General features: G+C 51.0%; 16 protein-coding genes. 3 read left to right on the top strand and 13 right to left on the bottom strand.

The annotated features are described in order from the left end of the window. Positions 1–7 precede the first annotated feature (7 nt). The 7 genes from HRH59_RS05535 to HRH59_RS05505 form a co-directional block, all read right to left on the bottom strand. A complete protein-coding gene (locus HRH59_RS05535; RefSeq protein ID WP_173500276.1) occupies positions 8–1,546 on the bottom strand; it encodes an MBOAT family O-acyltransferase in 1,539 nt (512 codons plus the stop codon). Then, entirely contained in the window at positions 1,547–2,428 is an 882-nt protein-coding gene (locus tag HRH59_RS05530; protein WP_173500275.1) for a hydrolase 1, exosortase A system-associated, read from the bottom strand. It lies immediately after the preceding gene. Next, positions 2,418–3,224 (bottom strand): alpha/beta hydrolase family protein, encoded by an 807-nt coding sequence (locus HRH59_RS05525; protein ID WP_231702404.1) that lies wholly within the window; start codon positions 3,222–3,224, stop codon positions 2,418–2,420. Before HRH59_RS05525 ends, HRH59_RS05530 begins: the two co-directional genes overlap by 11 nt. Next, complete coding sequence (locus HRH59_RS05520; protein WP_173500273.1) at positions 3,217–4,320, bottom strand: GNAT family N-acetyltransferase; 1,104 nt, start codon at positions 4,318–4,320, stop codon at positions 3,217–3,219. The genes HRH59_RS05525 and HRH59_RS05520 overlap by 8 nt, the downstream gene beginning before the upstream one ends. Next, positions 4,317–5,465 (bottom strand): hypothetical protein, encoded by a 1,149-nt coding sequence (locus tag HRH59_RS05515; RefSeq protein ID WP_173500272.1) that lies wholly within the window; start codon positions 5,463–5,465, stop codon positions 4,317–4,319. Before HRH59_RS05515 ends, HRH59_RS05520 begins: the two co-directional genes overlap by 4 nt. After that, entirely contained in the window at positions 5,465–6,400 is a 936-nt protein-coding gene (locus tag HRH59_RS05510; RefSeq protein WP_173500271.1) for a polysaccharide deacetylase family protein, read from the bottom strand. The genes HRH59_RS05515 and HRH59_RS05510 overlap by 1 nt, the downstream gene beginning before the upstream one ends. A 67-nt stretch (positions 6,401–6,467) precedes the next feature. Further along, entirely contained in the window at positions 6,468–7,130 is a 663-nt protein-coding gene (locus HRH59_RS05505; protein WP_173500270.1) for a hypothetical protein, read from the bottom strand. A 152-nt stretch (positions 7,131–7,282) separates the two neighbouring features. Here HRH59_RS05505 and HRH59_RS05500 point away from each other — a divergent pair, with 152 nt between their 5' ends. Further along, on the top strand, positions 7,283–9,073 hold the full coding sequence (locus HRH59_RS05500) for an asparagine synthetase B family protein (RefSeq protein ID WP_173500269.1): 1,791 nt from the start codon (positions 7,283–7,285) through the stop codon (positions 9,071–9,073). Between the two features lies 1 nt (position 9,074). On the opposite strand, the gene HRH59_RS05495 is transcribed toward HRH59_RS05500, so the two are convergent. The 5 genes from HRH59_RS05495 to HRH59_RS05475 are packed head-to-tail and all read right to left on the bottom strand — an operon-like array spanning position 9,075 to position 15,423. Then, a complete protein-coding gene (locus HRH59_RS05495) occupies positions 9,075–10,433 on the bottom strand; it encodes a tRNA lysidine(34) synthetase (RefSeq protein ID WP_173500268.1) in 1,359 nt (452 codons plus the stop codon). Positions 10,434–10,436: 3 nt separating this feature from the next. Beyond that, positions 10,437–11,519, bottom strand: coding sequence for a sugar-transfer associated ATP-grasp domain-containing protein (locus HRH59_RS05490; RefSeq protein WP_173500267.1), 1,083 nt, complete (start codon positions 11,517–11,519; stop codon positions 10,437–10,439). Between the two features lie 4 nt (positions 11,520–11,523). Further along, on the bottom strand, positions 11,524–13,023 hold the full coding sequence (locus tag HRH59_RS05485; RefSeq protein ID WP_269435436.1) for a lipopolysaccharide biosynthesis protein: 1,500 nt from the start codon (positions 13,021–13,023) through the stop codon (positions 11,524–11,526). A 5-nt stretch (positions 13,024–13,028) separates the two neighbouring features. Then, positions 13,029–14,474: a DUF2264 domain-containing protein gene (locus HRH59_RS05480; protein WP_173500265.1), complete on the bottom strand. Its 1,446-nt coding sequence runs from the start codon at positions 14,472–14,474 to the stop codon at positions 13,029–13,031. Continuing rightward, on the bottom strand, positions 14,458–15,423 hold the full coding sequence (locus HRH59_RS05475; protein WP_173500264.1) for a glycosyltransferase family 2 protein: 966 nt from the start codon (positions 15,421–15,423) through the stop codon (positions 14,458–14,460). The genes HRH59_RS05480 and HRH59_RS05475 overlap by 17 nt, the downstream gene beginning before the upstream one ends. A 169-nt stretch (positions 15,424–15,592) precedes the next feature. On the opposite strand from HRH59_RS05475, the gene HRH59_RS05470 reads away from it, so the two are divergent. Next, on the top strand, positions 15,593–16,609 hold the full coding sequence (locus tag HRH59_RS05470) for a polysaccharide deacetylase family protein (RefSeq protein WP_173500263.1): 1,017 nt from the start codon (positions 15,593–15,595) through the stop codon (positions 16,607–16,609). A gap of 15 nt (positions 16,610–16,624) precedes the next feature. After that, positions 16,625–17,866 carry a carboxylate--amine ligase gene (locus HRH59_RS05465; protein WP_173500262.1) on the top strand — a complete coding sequence of 414 codons (1,242 nt, stop codon included), beginning with the start codon at positions 16,625–16,627 and terminating at the stop codon, positions 17,864–17,866. Here HRH59_RS05465 and HRH59_RS05460 read toward each other — a convergent pair. Continuing rightward, positions 17,825–18,391 carry an arsenate reductase/protein-tyrosine-phosphatase family protein gene (locus tag HRH59_RS05460; RefSeq protein ID WP_173500261.1) on the bottom strand — a complete coding sequence of 189 codons (567 nt, stop codon included), beginning with the start codon at positions 18,389–18,391 and terminating at the stop codon, positions 17,825–17,827. The two genes, HRH59_RS05465 and HRH59_RS05460, sit on opposite strands and share 42 nt — an antisense overlap. Between the last annotated feature and the right edge of the window lie 10 nt (positions 18,392–18,401).

Raw genomic sequence — 18,401 nt, 5'->3', positions numbered from 1 at the left:
ACGCCGGTTAAAAGTTAAAGTAAAGAAATTCACTGACCTGGCCCAAAGTGGATAACGATAGCACCAGCATAATGCTGATCAGCAATGCCCAGCAGACGCCGGGTTGCCATTGCATGCGGCTGTGCACTTTACATGGCGTGTCGGCTGTGGTTTCGGGCGCCAGCCGGGCATAAAACAGCTGATACACATTAGGGGCTTTTAACGCAATTAACAGCAAAGCGCCAATCCACAGCCAGGTTTTGACAAACACCAGGCCGCCACCTGGCGCGGCGCTTACGGCAAACAGGTCGAACACCGGCTGCAAACCGGGTAGCTTCGCCATAATGCCGGCGGGCAGCGTTATGCCGTTGAGCCCGGCCATGGCCTGCAACATAGCCAGGGCGCCGGTTAAACTTTGGGCGCGGAAAAACACCCAACCGGCGACCACTGCCACAAAAGTGATAAGCCAGGCCAGCGGGCTAAACCAAATATCGCGGATAAAGCGCAAACTGGTTTGGCGCAAATGACTGAAACCATGGTTAATGACTAAGTAGCCACCGTGCAACGCGCCCCAAATCAGGAAGTTCCAGCCGGCACCATGCCATAAGCCACCCAGGATCATGGTGATTAACAGATTACTGTAGCGCCTTAAAAAACCGGCGCGGTTACCACCGAGGCTGATATACAAATAATCGCGCAAAAATCGCGATAGGGTAATGTGCCAGCGGCGCCAAAAATCGACAATATTCAGTGCTTTGTAAGGCGAATTAAAGTTAAGCGGTAACGCAATACCAAAAATCAGTGCCAGGCCAATGGCCATATCAGAGTAGCCGGAAAAGTCGAAATACAGCTGGAAAGTGTAAGCCAGAGCACCACCCCAGGCAGTAAAAAAGTCCGGCACACTGCCACTGTCGGCGGCGTTGAAAACCGGATTAGCATAAACCGCTACGCCATCAGCCAGCACCGTTTTTTTAAACAAACCGATAGTAAAAATGCTGAAGCCGACAGCAAAGTTGGCGGCGCTCAGCTGCAACCGGCCCGGTTGGCGAAACTGTGGCATCATATTGCTGTGGTGTACTATCGGGCCGGCAATTAACTGCGGAAAAAAGCATACAAACAGCACATAATTGCTGAAGCTGTTTTCTATAACATAATGCCGTTTAACATCAATAAGATAAGCTATTTGTTGAAACGTAAAAAACGAGATAGCCAACGGCAGCAGTATTTGCTCCGCCTGCCATTCAAATCCGCTGGCTAAGGCGAGGTTATTAATAAAAAACACACTGTATTTGAAGTAACCGATAATGGCTAAATTGACCGCTACGCCGGCCACGGTCAGCCAGGGTTTAGCATAACGATAAATAGCGCGGGCCATGTGAAAATTAAACAACACTGAGGCGCCAAGCAGCAATAGATAAACCGGCTGCCACCAGGCGTAAAAAAACAGTGACGCCACAATCAGTAAGAAAACAGCGCTTTGTGTTGATACTTTGCGGCTGAAAAAGTGGAATAAAACCAGGGTCAGCGGCAAAAAGAACAACAGAAATTCAATAGAGTTAAACAGCATTTAACTATCCTGCTGTAGCCCCGGGTCTGCGCCGGCCAGTCGTTGCACGAAGTCCAGCGTAAGTTGCTCTACCGTTTGGCGCCACTGTGCGGTTGAAAAAGTATGGTTGGCCGCATCAAGGTGTTGATGCTCGGCTTTGCTCAGTTGCTGCTGCCAAGGCGGATTTCCCCGGCACAAGGCTAAAAATTCCTGTGCTGTTAAGTCATTACCACTGCTGATCAGTAAGCTGTTACCGGTAAATTGCTGCCAGCCTTTGAGCATATAACCGGTATAATTCTGTGCGTTAATATTGTCGCCACGCTGCTGCGTGAGTGGTTTACTTTTTTGCCGGCTTTGCCGCCAGGTTTGGCCGAAATCACGCAGGCTGCTACTTAAGTTTAAGCCGCCGCTGAACAGTTTTTGCCAGAAGGCTTTATCGGTCAGACGCTGCAAGTAGTAATGTTTAAGTTTTACCTGTGCCAGGCTTTCATTACTGCGAACCCAGGGGTTTAACAGCACCAGGCCGCTAATCCGCGGGTCTTGATGCCGGTAACAATACAGCATGGCGGCGCTGGCAGCATCACACAACCCCCAAAGTACAATGCGTTTTAACTGTGACTGGGCACTAAAGAAAGCGTTAATGGCAACAGTAATCTCCGCATCGCGTTGATAAAAGTCGGCGACACGGCCAGCGCTGTCGCCCATGCCGGCAAAGTCAAAGCGCAGTGACGGCAGCTGTTGTGCCGCCAATGCCCGGCTGAGTTTAACAAACTGGCGATGACTGCCAACGCGGTACTGCGGGCCGCCGACCAATACCAGCACGCCGGTGTCGCTGTTACCCTCGTGCAAAATCGCTGTGTGCTCTGTGTCAGCCTGTATGATCAGTGGGCGTTCAATCTGCATGCGCTTGCTCCAACACTGCCAACGAACGACGGATAAGCTCAGGCGCGCCAACCAGCTCCTGGGTACTCCAAAACGGATCACTGTTGATCAGCTGCAGCTGCACGGCGAAGCTTTGCGACAGTGCTTCAGCTTGTTTTTGTACTGCTACACCGGGGTTGGCAAAGGCCGATACTTCAAACCAGTGCAGCGCGGGTTTTTCGGTTCGTGGTGCCGGCATGCCGGACAATTGGCTGATGCTGTGGCAAAAAGCGCGGCTTAGCGGATAACCGGCTATCTCCAGCGTTTTACCGTCCGCCAGTTGTTGCTCAAGCTCTGCCTGGTTGGTTTTACTGCCGTTACTCATGTGTTCGGCTATTTTCAGGCGGAACAGCTGCTGCATAAACCTGCCGGCATCAAGCTGTGGCTGCCACAGAATAATGTGCGACACCGGCAGCGGCAACGGCTGTTGCAGCAAGTCCAGCAACATGAGACTGCCAAAACGTACGGCGATAAAACTGACTTTGGTATAACCTTGCGTAGCTATGTGCTGCAATAACTGTAAAAAGTCAGCGCGCCAATCCAACACGGTAACCTGGTCAAGGTCGCCCATGCTGTCGCCGGTGCCGTAAGGGTCCATCAGGTAACTGCTGATGCCGGCAGTGGCGGCGTTTTGCATCATACTGTTTAGCAGATGCCGGCTTTTATTCATTTCATCGCCAAATGGCGTTAGCAGCACTAAGGCGTGTCCGGTACCGGCCTGATGGCTTAGAACAAAGTTTGCGCCGCGGCAACCGTCAAGATAGTAAGGCTTAATCACGCGGGACCCCAACGCTGAAGGTGTGCTTTATCCGTTGCTTCAGCTGTTGTAACTGGCCGAGTAAACGCCCGCTGAGACATTGCTGGTTTAGCAGTTCCATACCGAATATTTGTTGTTTCTGATCCATCCACAACGCTTTGAAATCATCATCACCGAGTAAAAAATCCAGAGTGTGAATGTGATCCTGCTGTGTTAGCCGGTTAATCATATATTCGCTTAACAAGCTGCCGGGAGAAAAGTGGTTTGCGTTAATATCCTGCGCCAGCTTAAAGATGCAGGCGGTGCTGTTATGCAGCAGCCATAGCTGGCACGCTACAACCTGGTCGTCAATATATAACAGGCCCAGCCGCAGTTTTCCTTCTGCGGTAGCCCATTGAAACAGCCAGTTGATAAAATCTTTCGATGGTTCAGGATGCTTCCAGCTGTGTTGATAAATTTGCCAATAATGGCTGATTTGCGTCTGAGTGGGGTTGGCGGTCAGCTCAAAGCGGTGGTTATGCTTTTGCAGCTGGCGCGCTTTACGTTGCAGGGTATTACGCAGTTTTGACGGACGCTGCTGCCAGTACTGCGTTATATCAGTGCAGTCGGCACTGTAGTTGGCGGAAAACTGATAGGAAAAAGCACTGCACTGCTGTTGTGTGGCACTTTCACAGATATGCTGTACCTGAACAGAGGTTAATGGCGTAAGCCGTAATGACAGCCAACCCGGGCAAAGCAATGTCAGAGCCCGCAGCAGTGTCTGCCAGGCTGATCCAGCGCTTAATTGTTGTTGGTCATAAAACAGCTCCAGCATCGGGCTGTAGAAATTACTCAGCAAACGCAACCGGGTGTGGCCCAGGCTGGTGTGTTGCTGCAGTGGTGCCGCCAGCACAATATTGTCGTCTACCGACACCAGCAGCCAGTAAAATGCGCTGTCTTTGTGATGCTCGGGGCGTTGTTGGATAAAACCGGCCAGGTTGCTGAACCAGCTTGGTGTGGCAAACAGCGGATGCGGCTGATGTTGCACCAGCCATTGGCTGACAGATGACGGTAAAGGTGAACCCAGCGGGAATTGCCGGATTTGCAGCGTCGCAGATAACAATTTAGTTGTTGTCATAAATGTTTTCTGCTCAGACGTTTTAGCAAGTTGCGACAGGCACGGAAAAAGGGCGCCGTATCTGAACGCTGCCAAAATGTGAATGCGGCGCGCTTACCATAGGGGCGCAAGCTTTTATGTTGCCACACGGCTTGCCAGTAACTCAATGGTGCCCGCTCAGCGTCAAACCAGCTGATATTCATATTCAGCGCTGTAACAGTTACCGGTTGTGATAACGCCAGTTGAAATTCCTGCAGTGGCTGATTAAAGCCGGCTGCGATACACAGCTCTGCCCAAAAATCGGTGCGGCCTACCGTGGGTTCAATTACCCAAAAACTGCCGTCCGGCGCTTTTTTCAGCTCCAGTGACACCGGGCCGGATAAATTAAAACCGGCAAAAAATTGTTCAGTCAGTGCAATCACCTCCGGCTCCTGTACGACTTCGGCGACTGTAGTTTGGCCGCGTGCCACCGGGTAGGAAGATAGTTTTCGTCCAACCATCGCCTGCACGGTTTTGCCGTGGTCCATTGTCAGGGCGCCGAAATACAGACTCTCGTCTCCTCCGGCAATATACTCCTGCGCCAGGATAGGTAAATCGGCCTGATATTGTGTAAGCTGCGCGCTTAACTCGTTAAGGTTAGCCGCCAGTTGGGTTTTAAAGGATGACAGCGGTTGCACCGGCTTTATAATGACCGGGTAGCGAAAGCCATCCAGTTGTTGTGCCAGAGTATCTGTCGTGCTTAAAACAGCAGATTTGGGGTAATTTAACCGGTTTTGCTGTGCAATCTGCTCTAACTCACTTTTTTTCTGCAGCCGCAATACCGCCTGGCAGCTGTCGGCCCAACTGATGCAAAAAGCTGTGCTTAGTTGCTGCAGATGCACACCAAAACAACGTACATGGTTATCGTTGGTCGCAAACAGCACCACCTGTTGATACTGCGCCAGTTGCCGGCGAATATCTAACAGCGCCGGAATTAATTGTTCATCGGCAAAGCTGTCGACCAGAAATAGTTGCCGGATAGAATTGGTGGCGGCGCCCGGCAACTGCGGATTTTGCTCGGCGGCATATACGTTGATGCCACTGCGTTGTAAGGCACGGCTAACCGCCAGACCATGGCTGCATAAGCCAACAACCAGTGCGGCAGTATGTTGCATGAAGGCTGTCATCAGGCAGCACTCCGGCGGCTTTGCAGCATCAGGCGGGCATGAAATTTCAACATAGCACTATCCCAGGGCGTAAAACGGTTTAAGCGAAAGATATTGTGGTTGGCATCGTTGGTGCCGCTGTTGGTGGAAACTGCAAAATCAAAACCGGCTTGTTGTACCAGAGCAATATCACGGTTACCAAAGTCTTTGCCATAACGGCCATTCGGATAAGCGAAGCCTTTTACCGGTATGCCCAGTGCACTCAGCTGCTGTTTGCTCTGCGTAATTTCGGCGGCAGCGGCGCTGTCATCAAGTGTGGCCAAAATCGGATGATTAACCGTATGGGCGCCAATTTCCATACCGGCATTGTGCCAGCGCAGCAACTGCTCCGGTTGCATCATCAGTGCCGGCGGGGTAAAGGCATTGTCTGCGGCAAATGTTTGCACTATCGCCAGCCTTTGTGCCGGTGGCAGATACTTGATGGCCATTAACAATGCCGGAATTAACCGTGCCTTATCGTTCAGCGGTAACGTGGCCGGCAGATAATTACCAAAGGCGGCTAAATTCAATTGCTCCGGCGCGGTATGCCGCACGGTTTCGCTGATAATGTCGTTCCACATACTGTGGCCGTCAGAAAAACCGGTAGCGATAAAACAGGTCGCGTTAATGCCATACTGTTGCAAAATGGGTAGGGCGGTATCGAGGTTATTGCTGTAACCGTCATCAAAGGTTACCGCCACCGCGCCGCGGGGTAAGCGTTGTTGTTGTAAGCGCTGTACCGCTTCTGATAGCGGCAGGGGGCTGAAATAACGCTTTAGCAATGCCATATGCTGCGCAAAGCGCGCGGCATGCATTTGGGACGGAAACAGCGGATCCGGCTGCGGCAACACCTGGTGATAAATAAGAATATTCAGGCGGTTAGCCGCAGTAAGTTGTTTTAACATCCAATGTAACATCAGTGATCACGGCTCCCTGCCTGTTGATTGCCTTAACCCGTGCCCAGTGTGGCCGGTGATAAAGCTGTTAAAAGCCTTTTTTTGCCAGCTTTTGCTGCAGGCCATCAAAAGGGTAATTCAGCGCTTTGGCGTTATCAGCCATTTTACGTGCTTCATCATAGCGCTTTAATTCAAATAAGGTTAAGCCATAATTGTAGGCCAGTTCAGCATTGTTCAGGCCCAAGCGTTGTGCCTGGCTGTATGCTTCAGCGGCTTGCTGATAAGCCTGATTACGGTGCAGGTGAATAGCAAAGATATAATGCAGATAAGGCTGTGACGGGGTATACCAAAAAGCACGCTGAAAATAACAGTCTACCGTTCGGGTCAGTTTTTCACGCCGGTAACGCTCCGGAAAGTCTTTAATCGCACGATCAAGCCGGGACGCTAAGTCGAGCCCGGCCGGATGATTCGGGATCACCGTCAGGGTATAGTTTAAATCGTCACTGATAGAGGCGGTGTTACCTTTTTCCAACCTGAGCATCTCGGGCGTCAGGTGGATGCGCTCAACAATGCCTATGCGGCCGGCTTTATGGTGCTTATCATCGAAGTAGTCACGTGGGCCAACACGGCTGGCCAGGTTAGGATCACAAAATTCTGAAGCTTGCAGAGCATTGGTGAAAAAGGTTGCCTGTAATAAAAGGCCGGTATAAAAAAGCAGCCTGAGCACAGGCGTAATAATAATATGAGACACATCAGCTGACATCCGTATCGCTCCAATAAGTCTGACTATCCAATTCCATTGCCTGTTAATTCTACAACAACAGATGGGACTGGCAAGGTTTTGTTATGCTGGTATAGTAATCAGGCAAAGATAGTTAACGAATAAAGGGATTTTTGACGTTGATGGATAACTATACTCTGGTGTTTAACAAAGCAGATCAGCAGTTAAGCATTCTCATGCCCGGCACCGATACAGCGCAATTAATTAACTCACAGACTGATTTCAGCAGTTGGTCGCGAGCAGGAACTGACGTACTGCTGAATGATGATTATCTGGTGTTGCTGTCAGGCCGCTGCCAAAACCGCGAGGGTGAGCGGCTTAACGCGGCACAATTACACTACCGTGATGCCACTTTGCTGCAACAGCAGCTATGCGGTCTGTCAGGCCGGTTTGCCCTGGTAGTCTTTCATCGTCCTGGCGGTTGTTTGCAGGCTTATACTGATAAATTTGCCGCTCTGGCGTTGTTTTATCAGTCCAACGACAGCGAATATCGCCTCGGAACCATGTTAAATACCGTGAGTTCACAGCAACCTTATGCCGCGCAGAGCTTATTTGATTATTTCTACTTTCATACCATTCCCGGGCCGGCAACCGTAAGGCAAGATATTTATAAGCTGGAACCGGCAAGTCAGCTTAGCTTATCGCCTGAGCAACCGGCACTGACTAACGTGTATTGGCAACCGCAATTTGCCGGCAAACTTAACAGCACTAAAGTTGCGCTGGCAGAGCAGTTGCGCCGCGCATTAATGCAGGCTACAGCAGCATATCGCGACCAACCGGCCGCCGGTTGTTTTCTCAGTGGTGGGCTGGACAGCTCGTCAGTCGTGGCTTGTTTGGCAAAGCAAAGTAAGCTGCCGGTAAAAACCTTTACCATTGGTTTTTCGGAGCCGGGCTACGATGAAACGGCTTACGCGAAAGTGGTCGCTGACGCTTTTAATACCGAGCACTATGTCTATTACGTCACCCCGGATGACATAGCGCAGCAGTTGCCGCAAATCGCTGCATATTATCAGCAGCCGTTTGGTAACTCGTCTGCGTTACCAACCTATTTTTGTGCCAGGTTGGCGAAGCAGCAGGGCGTTGATGTAATGCTGGCCGGTGACGGCGGTGATGAGTTGTTTTCCGGTAATGAGCGTTACGCTAAACAAATGATTTTCGAACGCTTTTGTCAGTCACCATTATTTTTACGCCGTATGTTAGCGGCCGGTGTTAAGTTAGGCGCTCAGCTGATACCACATCGTTTAACGCAAAAAGCCCGCAGCTTTATTGAGCAAAGCGAACTGGATTTAGCCAGCCGCTTGCAGCGCTATAATTTTTTGCATCAGCACGCGGCAGAGCAGGTGTTTACTGCAGAATTTCTCGCGGCTGTTGATACGGCAGCGCCGTTACGCCAGATCCAGCAGCGCTTTGCGGCGGCGGGGGCGGTAAGCCCGGTCGATGCAATGTTATTTAACGACTGGAAATTTACGCTGGCCGACAATGATTTAGTTAAAGTAAACGGCATGACCGAGTTGGCAGGGGTGGAGGTGGTTTATCCGATGCTGGACCAGCGGGTAGTTGATTTATCGTTGCAACTGCCGCCGGAGGTTAAACTGACCAAACACAATTTACGCGATTTTTATAAGTTTGCGTTAAGCCCGATTTTGCCGCCGGCAACCATAGCGAAAAAGAAACATGGCTTTGGTTTGCCGTTTGGTAAATGGCTGGCAGAGCATCCGCCGTTACAGCAACTGGCCAGCACGCAGCTGGACAGTTTAGCGCAACGGCATATTTTCCGGCCGGATTTTATCAGCCAGACTGTGATGCAACAACGCCAGGGGCATGCAGCCTACTATGGCGAGCTAATTTGGGTAATGATCATGCTGGAGTTTTGGCTGCAGCGTAATACCGGCGGTAACATTACCCCGCAGTAGCTCAGCTTCTGCGGCCACTGCGGATAAAACGCTGTAACTCGGCCAAATACACCGGCGTTGCCATTATATCGGTAACCCTGCTGGCATAGTCGCCGGACAACATGCCTGCGGCCAAACGCGGATAAATAAACCGCTTTGATACCGGATGCGGATTTTTCAGCAAAAAACCGCCGATATCAGTTAAGGTTTTTATCCGCTGCGCCAAGCCAACCGGTTTTGGCGGCGTGCGCTCAGCCCAGCGGATATGGGCATATTGCGGATACGTCAGCTCTATGGCCCTGGTATGAAAAGACTCACTGGCAAAGAATTTTCCCGGCAGCTGCAGCAGAAAATTATACACATCGCGAAACATATAAGGCGTGGCAACATTAACCACTTTATTCATATAGCCGAACGGGATATAGCAGATTTCCCGCCGTGTGCGGTTCCACAGGTAAAACTGGCCGATCGGATTAGGGCAGTGCTTATAGCGCTTTAATTCAGCTATTACCCGGCTGACGGCTTTTTCTCTGCTCCAGCGTAAGTAATCTTGTTTCGATAACATGGCCGGCAAATAGCCCTCTGCTGACAGAATAATGTCGGCCAATTCCTGCCACTTTTCTTCGCGGTACAGTTGAATTTTCTTTGCGCTGGTAAAGGCGCCGTCAGATAAAATACCGCCGGCCAGGCCATCAAACGCGACGTAGCTGCTGTCCAGTGTATTGAAATAATTTGCCACTACACTTATCCAGGCATTTTCCTCTGCGCAGTAACCGGACATTCTGAAATTTTCCAACTGCTGGGCTAAATAGTCCGGCTCCAATGCTAACGCATGATGGCGAATGTTCAGCTCCTTGCACAACTCTCTGGCGACGTTTATGTCTTGTTCATCATAAGGGGGCGGCCTGACGCAGGTAACGCAATGATCTATTTGTTTGCCACTGGCCAAAATAGCAAACAGCATATGGCGTGAGTCGCGGCCGCCTGATAATGGCATAACAATTTTGTCTTGCGTCATCGTGCTGAGGTAATTCGCTATCGCGCGTTTAAATACCTCGCCATATTCTCTGGCAGCATCGTCAAAGCTACCCTGATACGGCTGAACCTGTTGCTGCAAAAAGGCCTCTTGAGCAGCGGGATGTTGTACGCGGATTTGCTTAAACGGTGTGTCTGCACTGAGAAAAAAGCCCAGCCGCAGAAACACCGCCATAGCGTCATCATCAAAGTCCAACGCATGCTGCTGTATCGGCAAAGCAAAAAAATCATGCGCGGCGTGCTCAGTGCCTTCTAAAGTAAACAGTGGTGGCATACCAAAGTTACGATAGAACAGCTCAGGCGGCACAGCTGTTTCCTGCGTGATGTCATTGTTCATCTGCGTCATGCTTCAGGCTCCGCTATTTAAGTGAGTTTTTATCATGGCAATAAAGTTTGGCTGACACCACATCAGAGACACCGGCCCCCACTTCTCATTGCCTTCAATAATTACCGGGCCGTCTTCTGTCAGCGCAACATCCCAACCTATGCTAAACAGCCACGGGCTGGCTTTGTGGGCCTGAGTTACCAGCTGAATAATGTGCTCAAAGCAGGGGATCTTACTGCCTTTAAAGCTGATATTGCTGCCGGGGTGCGCTGAGAGCTGCTCAACGTTTTTTCCGCTGTTCATATAGCCGGTGTCATCGAGCATGCCGTTGTTGATATCGACGCCGCAAACCACACCACTTGCCGAGGCGTTATCTACCACAGAGCCGTTATTCCCCATGCGGAAAAACGCGGCAATAACAGACACGTCCTGTTGGTCGTTTATTATGCTGACAACACGAATGGTGTTAAGTGATTGCGGATGAAATTTCGCTAAAGCGGCGTGCTGAATTATTCTTTTTTGAATAATCATTGGTGACTTCAGCGCTAAGGTTACTGTGGACAGCGGTTGGTCATTTACCAGCAAGGTCTCGTCTTTTCTGTGTAACCGAAAGGCACCGGAGCCATAGCGGCCGGCAAGCGGTTTGCAAAAAGAGTCGCTAATGCTGGTGTTGTCACTCAGATAACCGCAGCAGTTGCCGGTTGTATCGAAAAGCTTCAGATCCGGCATTAAGATAAATTCAGAACGTGCACAGGCTATATTATTGGCGCTGAAGTACTTTTCAAACACCAATTTGTCTTCAAATATTACGCTGTAATCCGGCTCCGGGTAGTTTTTTGTGCGCTGACGTTTGCGTAGTGCCTTGTTAAAAACGGCTGTCGGATAATAGTCTTTCAGCACCGATTTTCTGCGGTAATCTATACCTTGGGCAAAATAGGCCGTTGAGCTTTCGTCATAGCGTAATAATATGTAAAGCAGTTCGGCAAAGCGCCGGTAGGCCGGCTTTCTGTTTTGTTCGCCATACTTGCCGTTGTAATTTTTAAGTGCTGCCGCCTTGTTGATGTAGCGTTTTATTTTTGCGAGCCGCCAGTAAATGGTTTTCAGCATGGCTTCACCTGATCATTCCTGTGATTTTTTTTATTACTTTAGTGAATTGTTCCGAGCCGATTATTTTGCTTTCTATGCCCGTGGGTTTGCCCGCCAGTTGCCACAGTAACCAGATAAACAGCGTATAGCTGATAACACATAGCGGAGTTAGCAGCAGCATTTGCAATGCGGCAGTGTAAGCCGAGCCATCACCCGGCAGATAAGTATGCATAGTTGTAACAACCACACTCATCAAAACTGTGGCCGCTATCGGGCGCCATGATATTGCTAACCAGTCTGTACGTTTGATGTCGATCACCTTAGAGATAAGGTGTAAGCCAAGTGGGATAGTGGCTAAAGATGAGATAAATTTAATCCAGGCAATGACTTCCAGGTCATGGTTATGCATAAGGGCATAAATGATGGCCGGATACATTATCAGCAGTTCGATCACCGTTACAAAGCCTATCCAGGAGGGTTTACCCACCGACATAAACAAGGCATGCCGGTTGCCATGAGCGACTTTAGTGGCACCACACAAGCACAGTATCTGTATAACCGGAATAATATGCAGCCAGTTTTGCCCCAGCAGCAGCGTTACCAAAGGGTCGGCCAGCAGCATTAGCATGATTACCGCAGGCAAAGAAACAATGGACACCGCCGCCTGTGCAGACAGATAGGCATTTTTCAGCCGCAGCGGTTCATCAGAAATTTTAGAGAAACCCGGAAACACCGCTCGGGTGATGGGTAAGTAAATTGCGGTGGTGGGTAACGAGGATATTTCGCTGGCTATTCTGAAATTACCGACCATTTCGGCACCCTGAACCTTACCAATAACAAAATCAGCGCCTCTGTCTCTGGCATAGATAGCAAAATTATTGAACACAATCCAGGAGGAGAAATTCAGCATTTCTCTCCAGTAATGCAGCGTTAATTTCGGGCGGTAAGGGTGAATAACATAGCTTAGTGCCACGCCGGTAAACTGTGCGAAAAGCGTTCCCAGCGCCAGCGCCCAATAGTTTCTGAAATACAAGGCAAGCCCGACGGTAACCACAACCGCCAATACTTTTTTAATGATCTGAAAGTTAAACTCTTTGCGAAACTCCAGCTCTTTTCTGTAGGCGACCAGGCCGATGTTTTCAAATCCGCTTAAAAAGGCTACGGCGGCATAGATATAAATTATGTCTGTTAATCTGGCGTCGGAATAAAATTCTGCAATCAATCCGGCCGACAGTACTAATAATAATGCCGAGGCTGCTTTAAATATCAGGCCTAACGTCCAGGCGGTATCAAAGTGGCTATTGCCGGCGCCTTTTTTCTGGATCAGTGCCATATCCAGTCCGAGCATGGTTAACAGCTCGACCAGGGCGGTAATGGCTAAGGCCATTGCTATGACACCAAAGTCTTCCGGCATTAGCAATCTGGCAAGCACCAGGGTGCTGATTAACCCCAGGCTGCGTTGCAACAACCGCAGACCGATCATCCAAAACGCACCTTTTGCAACGCGGGAGCTGATGGAGTTCATAGCGGTTATGTATTTCTCCGGTAAGGCTGGTATTGACGCAAATCAGAGCTGAATTCGGTCTGGCCCATTTTCTGCAGATTATGGGCCGGACGGCAGCTGCAAGCGTACAGCAGGCTTTTCAGCCGGGTTTTAACCTTATTGCCGCTTGCCGGCGCCGAGGCAGACAACGGCTGTTTTTGCGCCGGTAGTTGCAGCGTGACTAACTGGCTGTTGGCGGCTTTAGTGATCACACCGGCCTGTGTCGTCAGCTGCAATGCTGCAGTCTGCAGCGGTAAAGGTAATAACGCTGTGTGTTGCCATGACAGCTGCGGGCTTAATGCATAAAACAGCACCAGGCTGCGACAGCCCCAGAAACCGCTGGCCGGGCCGGAGTAGGGATCCAACCAGTATTCGTCGTCGTCAAACACCCCCTGGCTGGGGCGACCCTTGGTTAAGCCATTATTTTTAACGAAAAACTGCCACGTGCGCAGTAAGGTGCTGACGGCTATAGCCTGATGCTCTGCTGTCGGCTTACAGCAGGCACGGATCAGTAGCGGCGCCGGCATCGCAAAGCGGTAACATAAGCTGCGGCCATACAGTACCGTGCCTTGTTCAGTAAATAAATGCTGAAACCAGTCGCAATACTGCAGCAAGTGCTGCTGTTGCGTACTGAAATCATGCTGCGGCAGTATTTGGCTGAGCCAGAAAAAATGATAATGAAAGCCCCAGGCATTGTATAAGTCGACCGCTCCGTCAGCCCCATCGCGGTAGCAGCCATCGCCAAGGTAAAAAGTATTAAGCCGTTGCAGCCGTGCCACGCTGCTAAACTGATGCTGCGGGTCCAACGCTGACACTACGGCATCAACCTGGGCAACAAACAAATGCCAATTATTGTCGGCAGTGGCTTTGCCAGGCACTTGCTTTAGCCAGTTAAGGATCTGCTGTTGTTGCGCGGTATTAAACTGTGGCCACAGCGATGTGCGGGCCAGCCATAAGGCTAAGGCAATATCAGCGGCCTCACAAATCAGGGTGCTTTTATCGCTGATTGTGCCCCAGTAATAGCGGTGCGCCGGGTTGGTGCCGTTTAGCAGCGTTTCCCGTAGTGTTGTTAGCATTGCCTGCGCCAGCTGTGGCTCTGCCAGCGGGCTGCTGCTGTAAGCGGCCCATAATGGCAAGGTACGGCTGACGCCTTCGATGCCGTCGTTGGTGGCCCCGTAAATGCTGGCATAACCCGGATAGTACGCCCGGCAGCCATCGGCGGTGCGGTAATGTAAAAATGCCGGCCAGAAATAATCTATCAACCGTTGGCAGTACGTTACGGCGTCATTGCTGTGAGCGGACAGTGCAGCGGGTGGGGTATTATCATGCTGCTTATGGTGCGGCTCACGCCAGGGCGGGGCCTGCAAGCGCAAGCGCTGCAACAGTTGCTGCTGATTACGGGCAATTTTGCCCAGTTCAGCGCGTGACAGCATAAGCCGGTGTCCTGTCTTGTAGCCGTAACAAATAGCTGAGCAACAGAAATTTATACGCGCCGGCTTTATTCTTGCGGTAGCGTAGCCCGCGACGATAGCTCTGTGCTGAGGCCTTATACCATTTTGCCTGAAACAGCTCGTAGCCGTGTTCAAACCAGACCTGAGCAAAAATTGTGTTCAGTTGCCGGCTGTCCATCGTACGGCCAAGCTGATCTGTAGTGCCGTATTGGCTTATTGCGGCCTGCAAAATTTCTGCACGGTAATTACGGCTGTGCGGTTTATGCGAAATGCTGAGTAAATTTTTCCGGTAAAAAGCATACAAATTATCCAGTTGCGCCACCCGGGTTTGATTGGCCAACTGTAACCAGAAATCGTAATCCTGGCCGCGGCGGTAGTCGGGGTTAAAATGCACCTGCGCCAGTGCCTGCTTTTTAACCAATAAGGTAATAATATGAAAACAGGACACCTGCAGCAGGGTTAAATACATCCAACCGGACTTTGTCGGGTCAAACACCGCTTCGGCGCAATATTGCTCTGCCGCTGTGGCATCTGCTGCCGTCAGGCTGAAATCAGCATTAACATGCATAAAGCGGCCGCACACCGCCTGATATTCCGGGTGGTCGTTTAAGTAATTGACTTGTTGTGTTAAGCGCTGCGGTGCCCAAAGATCATCGCTGTCGTTAAAGGCAATCAGTTCGCCTTTGGCCAGGCTGATACCATAATTACGTGCTACCGCCGAGCCGCTGTTGCTTTGGCACACATAGCGTACCCGCGGATCTGCCAGCCCCTGCACAATTTCTGCTGTGCCGTCGGTACTGCCGTCATCCACGACGATAATTTCAAGCTGAGTATAATCCTGGCGTAAAATGCTGTTAATGCTGTCGGCAATATAGGCAGCACTGTTAAACACAGGAATAATAACGGAGACAAGCGGGGTCTGCGGGTTCATACAGGCGAAATTCCATTTCAAACTACTGTAGTCAGGTGCTTGTTATAACAAGTTTTATGCCGAATAGCCAATCAATTATTGTGCTGCGCCGGCGCAATACTTGCCAGCGTTGAAGTAAGCACGTTATAGTCTGGGCCATGGGCAAAACAGGGATGCCGACAGGCTTGCTATGGATACAGCACCGACCAACAGAGCCGCGTTACAAGTCTATATTACCGTTGATACCGAAGCGTCTGTTGCCGGCGCTTTTGCTGATCCGCAGCGCTACCGACCGTTACTGGACGGCCCTGTCGATGGCATGGTAAACGGCAAAAGTGAAGCCCTGGGCTTTTTACTGCGTACGCTGCAAGCCTATGGCTTAAGCGCTACTTTTTTTACGGAAAGCCTGCAAAACCGCTATTTTGGTGTTGCGCCTATGCAACGTCGGGCTGAGCAGATTTTGGCTGCCGGCCAGGATTTACAACTGCATCTGCATCCGTGCTGGCTTAATTTTGCTGACGGCAAGCTGATACATCCGCAGCCCAATGACGCCTCTACCGGGCGGCCACTTAATGAACTTATCGCAATTTTCCAGGAAGCGCGCCAACGCTTTACCGACTGGGGGTTTGGTTCCCCGGTTGCGGTACGCACCGGCAATTTTTCTACCGGACGTGACACCTTTGCTGCCTGTGCCGCCGCCGGACTGCACTATTCTTCTAATATCGCTGCCGCATTGCTGCCGGCCAATGCAGATGCAGCGTTGCAGCGTTACTACGGCTTTTGTCAGTTAGACGGCGTGACAGAGCTGCCGTTAACCAGTTTTAACTCATACCGGCTTAACGGTAGCCGTTGTCAGCGTATTATGGCGATTACCGCCTGTTCGGTAACGGAAATTACCGGTGCCTTGCAGCAAGCCTGGCAGCAGGGCCTGAGTGCAGTATGCATTTTGACGCATCCGTTTGAGTTTATTAAGCGCCGTAACGGCAGCTTTGAACAGTGCAGCGTGAATCAGCTAAATCAGTCGCGCTTTACTGCCTTGTGCCGTTTTATTGCCACACAGCCGGCGCGTTTCAGTGCCTGCACCTTTGGCGGGTTGCCGCAACAGCAGCCCGAATATGGCGCTGCGGCATCGGTTGAATTACGCGGCAGTTACCGGCATATGTTGCAGCGAACTGTGCAAAATGTGTTAAATGATCACCTGAGATAAGCAAAGGACAGCATGATGCAGGTAGTGGTTTTAGGCGCAGATTCTCCGATTGGCCTGGCGTTAGTCAGAGACCTGGGCCGCAGTGGTCATGCCGTAACGGCTCTGGGGCGCAAGATGTCAGCCTTAGGCCTGGTGTCCCGCTATTGCCAAACGCCGCTAAAGCGTGCGGCAGACGGAGAGCCGTTAATTACGCAGTTGCTGCAACTGACTGCGGCCGGTCAACCGGCTGCGTTGTTGGCAGTGAGCGAAACCGACATTGCGATGCTTAACCGTTGGCGCAGCGCTCTGGCAGAGCGTTACAGCCTGCTGTTTGCTGATGAGGCGCATATGGCGCTGGTACTGGACAAGAGTGTCACACAACAGTATGCGCAGGCTGTCGGTATTGCTACTGCGGCCAGTTGGCAGTTGCACAGTTTATCTGAACTGGATGATATCGCCGGGCAATTGCAGTTTCCATTGATCCTGAAATGGGCCAACCCGCACCAGGTGTCGGGCTTACTGCAGCAGGCCGGACTTAAGTTGCACAAGATCCGGTATTGTCGTGATATGGCAGAACTCACCGCTTGTTTGACACCCTTTCAGGCAATTGGTCATTTCCCGCTGATCCAGCGTTATTATGCCGGCCATGGTTTGGGCCAGTTTTTCCTTTGCCGTGACGGTGAGGCGTTGATCCGCTTTCAGCACGAAAGGCTGCACGAGTGGCCACCGGAGGGCGGCTCGGCCAGCTTATGTAAAACCGTAGCTAACGACAAGCATCAGGATTGTGCACAGCGCTCGGCAGCATTGCTGAAACAACTGAATTGGCAAGGTGTAGCGATGGTGGAATACCGCTACAACCCGGCAACAGAGCAGTATGTACTGATGGAAATTAACGGCCGTTTTTGGGGCAGTACACCGTTATCACTTTGCGCCGGGGCGAACTTTGCCAGCCATTTACTGCAAGCATTTGCCTTGGCGCAACCGGTAACACAGCCACACATTAAACTACGTTATTGTCGCTATATGATCCCCGAGCTGAAGCGGTTGTGGCGTATTCTGTTTCAGCCCGGTTTAATAAAAGATCCACAATGCCGTTTTAATAAACCAGCTGAAACAGTGGCTTTTTTTGCTTACTTTTTTCATCCGCGTTGTCGCTATTATGTGTTTTCTGCCGACGATCCGGCGCCTTTTTTTGCGGATATTACGCAGGCGCTGCAAAAAAGCGTCCGCAGCCTGTCAACCGCGTTGCGCTTGCAAAAACTCCGACACAAGGGCTGATACAGCACTTTCTATACGTTGGTAGCAGCTGTGAAAATATGGCTCTGACAAGCTGTGCGGATCGTATAGCAACGCGGCTGCCGGGCTGGCCCACAGGCCCAACAGCGCGACCTGCGCCTGATGTTGCAGCGCTTTTTGTTGTACTTTGGCCAGATGCCTGTCTTCCATCACCAACAATAAATCGCCTTTGGCAAAGTTAAAGTCACTGATGTCGGTGGTGCGGTGGGCGCTGAGATCGATGCCTCTGCTTTTGGCCACTTTAATGGCCAGCGGATACGCCGGCTGGCCGGTGGCTGTGGCGTAGCCTAACGAGGCAACATCTTTGGTGTGTTGCAGTGCCAGGTAGTGCGCATAAGGCGAGCGGCAAATATTGCCCTGGCAGACAAAAACCAGCCGTTTTACCTGCTGCCAGTCGGGATGACGCAGGGCCTGACCGTTAGTGGCGCGCCAGCGCATATTTGCCAGTAGCAGCCGGACCAGGCCACGGTAGCTGCCATATTGCTGATTAATTCGTCGCAGTAACATAACAACTCAC

This window comes from Rheinheimera lutimaris, assembly GCF_013283795.1.
In the GTDB taxonomy this organism is placed as follows: Bacteria; Pseudomonadota; Gammaproteobacteria; order Enterobacterales; family Alteromonadaceae; genus Alishewanella; species Alishewanella lutimaris.
This window is presented reverse-complemented; position numbering and strand designations above follow the sequence as displayed.